This is a genomic window from Pseudomonas sp. FW305-70, assembly GCF_058783925.1.
On record NZ_JBYSYZ010000018.1, the window covers coordinates 1 to 4,363 of the forward strand.

The 4,363-nt window shown below is 63.0% G+C and carries 3 protein-coding genes; all 3 read right to left on the reverse strand.

The genetic code is table 11. From position 1 onward, the window contains the following. Positions 1 to 139 precede the first annotated feature (139 nt). Positions 140 to 1,435, reverse strand: coding sequence for a virulence factor family protein (locus tag AC3WN7_RS15445; protein ID WP_095965062.1), 1,296 nt, complete (start codon positions 1,433 to 1,435; stop codon positions 140 to 142). After that, a complete protein-coding gene (gene mprF / locus AC3WN7_RS15450) occupies positions 1,435 to 4,077 on the reverse strand; it encodes a bifunctional lysylphosphatidylglycerol flippase/synthetase MprF (RefSeq protein ID WP_102674169.1) in 2,643 nt (880 codons plus the stop codon). The genes AC3WN7_RS15445 and mprF overlap by 1 nt, the downstream gene beginning before the upstream one ends. 83 nt (positions 4,078 to 4,160) lie before the next feature. After that, positions 4,161 to 4,363: hypothetical protein (locus AC3WN7_RS15455; RefSeq protein WP_492575313.1), on the reverse strand; the 203-nt coding region annotated here is incomplete at its 5' end.

The window sequence follows — 4,363 nt, forward strand, 5'->3', positions numbered from 1 at the left end:
CTGATCATCCAGTAAGTCTTCTGGCGCCTGTACCGGCCTCTTCGCGAGCAAGCCCGCTCCCACAGGGGATCTGTGGTGTTCGAGAATCAGAAAGCCCCCGGAACCTTAAGGTAGCGAGGGCTTTTTGCAGGCTGTCAGATCACTCTGCAGCCGCCGTTTCCTTCACCTGCCGCTTCTCGATCACCTCCACCAGACGCTTGGCCAGCGCCGGGTAGTTCTCGTCGAAGTGGTGGCCGCCAGGCAGCTTGATGGCTTCGCCCACCGCGGTCTTGTCGGTGCAGCCACTCTCGTCGGTTTCTTCTTCGCCGTAGATGCACACCACTTTGGCGGCTGGCAGCTTGGCCATTTCCGGGCCGGTGGCGGCTTCCTTGCCGGCGTTGCCGAGCCAGCCTTCGACTTCGATTTCGAAGCTGCCGGTGCGGGCGAAGGCCAGCAGGATGATCGCGTCGACGCGCTGCTGTTCCGATTCGGCCAGGCGGTTGTAGATCGCCGGCAGTACGTCGGCACCGAACGAATAGCCGGTCAGGATGAAGCGCTTGGTGCCCCATTTCTGCCGGTAGTGCTGCATCAGTTCGGTCAGGTCCAGTGCGCTTTGCTCAGGGCTCTTGTGCTGCCAGTAGTAGCGCAGGGTGTCGATGCCGACCACCGGGTAGCCGATCTTGGCCATCTCGCCCGCCACGTCGCGGTCGAGGTCGCGCCAGCCGCCGTCACCGGACAGGAACAGGGTCACGGTGTCCCTGGCCTGGCCGGCTGGCACTTCGACCACCGGAATCTGCAGGCCGCCAGCGGCTTTGTCGCCGCCGACGAGGATCTTGCGCAGTTCGTTGTTCAGTACTTGCGGCAGGTTGATGTCGTAGTCGCTGATGCTGGTTTCGGCGTTCGGTTGATCACGCACGAAGCCGGCACTGGTGTCGTCCGGGTTGTCGTTCCACGCGACCAGCCAGTGACCGTGGGCAGCGCTTTTGGGCAGCAGGTGAGTGCAGCCACCCTTTTCCAGGGCCAGGTCGACCGAGACGGCCTGGGCCTTGTCATTCTTCTGCTCGGACAACCAGCGCCAGGCCAGCACGGCACCCGGGCCGATGCCGCTGACCAGGGTTGCCGGGCCTTCGAGTTCTCTCAGGCCCGATTGCAGGGCGCGACTTTGCAGCAGGCAGTCCTTGGGCAGGATCACCTGGACAATCTGCGCCGAGCCACTGCGGCTCAGGGTCATCAATTGTTTGTCGCTGAGTTTCTGGTCTTCGTTGACCGCCACCAGCACCTGGGCGCGTGGCGTGGTGCCGGGGATGACACGGGTCATCGCCGCACCGTCGGTCGGGGTCAGCCATTCGAGGGTCGGTTCCGGTGCCGGGCGTTTCAGGTACCAGAAACCGCCAGCGAGAATCAGGGCCACTATCACCAGTGTGCCCAAAACATACCGCAAGGAGCGTTGAATCATCAGCGTTTCACCAATCCGGTCAAGCCGCCCGCGATCAGGGCGGCAGTGTCGGCCAGCGCAACCAGCGGATCGAGTCCGGCGGGCACGGCCATATAACGGGGTTCCCAATCAGGCTGGAACTTGTCTTTGAAGCGGCGCAAACCCTGGAAGTTGTACAGCTGCTCACCACGGCGGAATACCATCGAGCCCAGGCGCTGGGTCAATGGCGCGCCGCGACGGGGTTGCAACCCCGACAACGGCACCATGCCCAGGCTGAAGCGCGCGTATCCATGGTTTTTATAATGTTGAATCAGGCCGACCATCATGAATTCCATGGTCAGCTTCGGCGCGTCCGGGTGCGCGCGCATCAGGTCGAGGCTGGCCAGGTCATGGCCGTAGGTCTCGAGCAAGTTGGCGAACGCCACCGGGCGTCCTTCGAAGCGAATCACCGCAATGCGGAAATACTTGAGGTAGTCATCGCTGAAACGGCCCAGCGAAAAGCCTTTCTCGCGGACGTTCTTGCCGGTCAGCCAGGCATCGGAAATCACCTTGAGTTCATCCATCGGCGCCTGGCCCGGTTCGAAGATCTCCAGCGACAGGCCGTCACGGGTGCCACGGTTCCAGGTGTAGCGCAGGTCCTTCATCTCCTTGCCCTTGGCTTCGAGATCAAAACGCTTGAGATCGACCCGGGCTTCTTCGCCGAGCTTGATCGCGGTCAGGCCGATGTCCATGTAGTACGGCAGGTTTTCCGCGCGTACCTGATAGAACACGGGGCGGGCGTGGTGGATGTCGCACAGGTCGCGGAACTGCCAGATCATTTCCGCTCGTTGCTGGCCCGGGCCGATCGGGTCATACAGCGCCACCAGGCTGCGGCCGCGACGGGCGTACATCAGGAACGCCTCGTCGTTGGGGTGGAACAGCAGCGCCTTGTCACCGGTCAGGGCCAGGCCGCCATCGGGTTGCGCGGAGGCCATGAGGATCTTGCTGGCGCGCTCCAGCTCCTCGGGTGTCGGCAGGTGAATGACCGGGCGCGCGGTGCGCAGCAACCAGGTCAGCGATACCACTACCAGCAGCACGGCGGCCCCGAGCAGTGAACGCAGGCCGCGAGGGGCATCGGCGTCCAGAGTGAATTGCCACCAGAGTTGATGACTGTACGGAACGTCCTGATAGGCGAACAGCAGCAACCAGATCGACGCCCCGAGCACGCACAGGCTTGCCACCAGGTACAGCGGCGAGAACGGTACTTCGGTCAGGCGGCTGGGGCGGTAGAACGAGCGGCGGAATACCCCGAGCAGGCTCGCCGTCAGCACCAGCAGGCTGGCTTCTTCCCAGTCGAAACCTTTGAGCAGCGAGAGCAGGGCGCCGACCAGCAACAGGATGGTGGTCAGCATCCACGCGGCCGACAACCGGCGGCGCAGGCCCTGGGCCAGCAACAGGCAAAGCACGCCGACCAGGCTGGCGCCGAGGTGCGAAGCGTCGACCAGTCGATGGGGGATCAGAAAGCCGATGTGTTCCAGGCGGGTGTCGATTTCCGGGGTGGCGCCGGAGAACAGCAGGACCACACCAGACAGAAACACCAGCACTGCCAGAATCGGCGCCGCCAGGCCCGAGGCCGCGCGCAATGTCTGGCGGGTCTGGAACAGGCGCTGACCTTCGTTGACCAGTAACAGCAGGCAGGCCACCAGCAAGGGCAGGACCACGTAGATCAGGCGATAGAGCAGCAGGGCGGCCGCCAGTGGCGCAGCACCCAGGGTGTCGGAAAAGGCCGCCAGCAAGATCGCCTCGAACACCCCGACACCGCCCGGCACGTGGCTGAGCACACCGGCAGCCAAGGCCAGCAGGTACACCAGAAGGAACGCACCAAAGGGCGGCGTTTCCGGCAGCAGCAGATACAGCACCGTTGCGGCGGCGGCAACGTCCAGGGCGGTGATGATCAATTGCAGGAACGTCAGGCGAGTTCCTGGAAGGCGCAAGGTGCGGCGCCCGATCCTGACCAGCAGGTTGTCCGGGTAAGGCTGTTCCGGCAACCGGCGACGGTAGATACCGATGGCCAGCACCGAAAACAGCACGAGCACGGCGCTCGCCACTACGCCAAGCAATGTCTCGGAGAGTCCCAGGGCGGTGGCCGCGGCAGGCAGGTCGCTGAGCGTCGCCAGGGCGGCCAGCGGCGGTAGGGCGCAACCCAGCGAGAGGCTGGCGAACAGCGTCATGCGGGCGACTTCAGCCGCTCCCAGGCCATGACGGGCATAGAGGCGATAGCGCACCGAGCCGCCCGACAACATTGAAAGGCCGATGGCGTTGCCGATGGCAAAGGCTGTGAAGCCACCCAGCGCCAACTCGCGCGGTGCCAGGCTCACCCCGGCATAGCGGCTGGCCGACCATTCGTAGCCGAGCAGAATGATGAAGCCCACCACGGTTGCGCCCAGTGCGCCCATCAAGGCAGGTTTCGGAACTTCGAGGATCGAGTCGTGCAGCGCGTAAAGGTCGAGCTCGCTCAGCAGGTGGCGACAGGCAATCAACGCGATCGCGAACAACAGCAGGGTGATCGCCAGGCCAATGGGTTGGCGGAATTTGCTCAATCGATCAAGCAGGTGCAAACGCTCAGCCTTGATCGGTTGTGTCGCTGTGACAGTGTCTTGTGAATCAGACGAGTTGGCGCGCATCAATCACCTCTTGGATTGTGCGCGACAGGATGGGGGTATCCAGCCAAGTTACCAATCCCTGTAGAAAAAAATAATCACAAATATTAATGCCTGTCACCGGGCGGCGGGGACGGCGCGACATCAGTCGTGAGGGCTTCAGCCTGCGATTGAGCATAGTCTGAACCCGGCGCATGGGGGGCCCCAAACGGCTTGCTGCACAGTGACAGATCATTGTTGCGAAAGGACTTTTTCAACAGATACAAAAAAGGCCACTCTTTCGAGTAGCCTTTTTTGATGTTTGGTTGCG

Excerpts from the sequence above, each read along its gene's own strand:
- AC3WN7_RS15445 (WP_095965062.1), bottom strand. The coding sequence starts at position 1,435 with ATGATTCAACGCTCCTTGCGGTATGTTTTGGGCACACTGGTGATAGTG.
- mprF (WP_102674169.1), bottom strand. The coding sequence starts at position 4,077 with ATGCGCGCCAACTCGTCTGATTCACAAGACACTGTCACAGCGACACAA.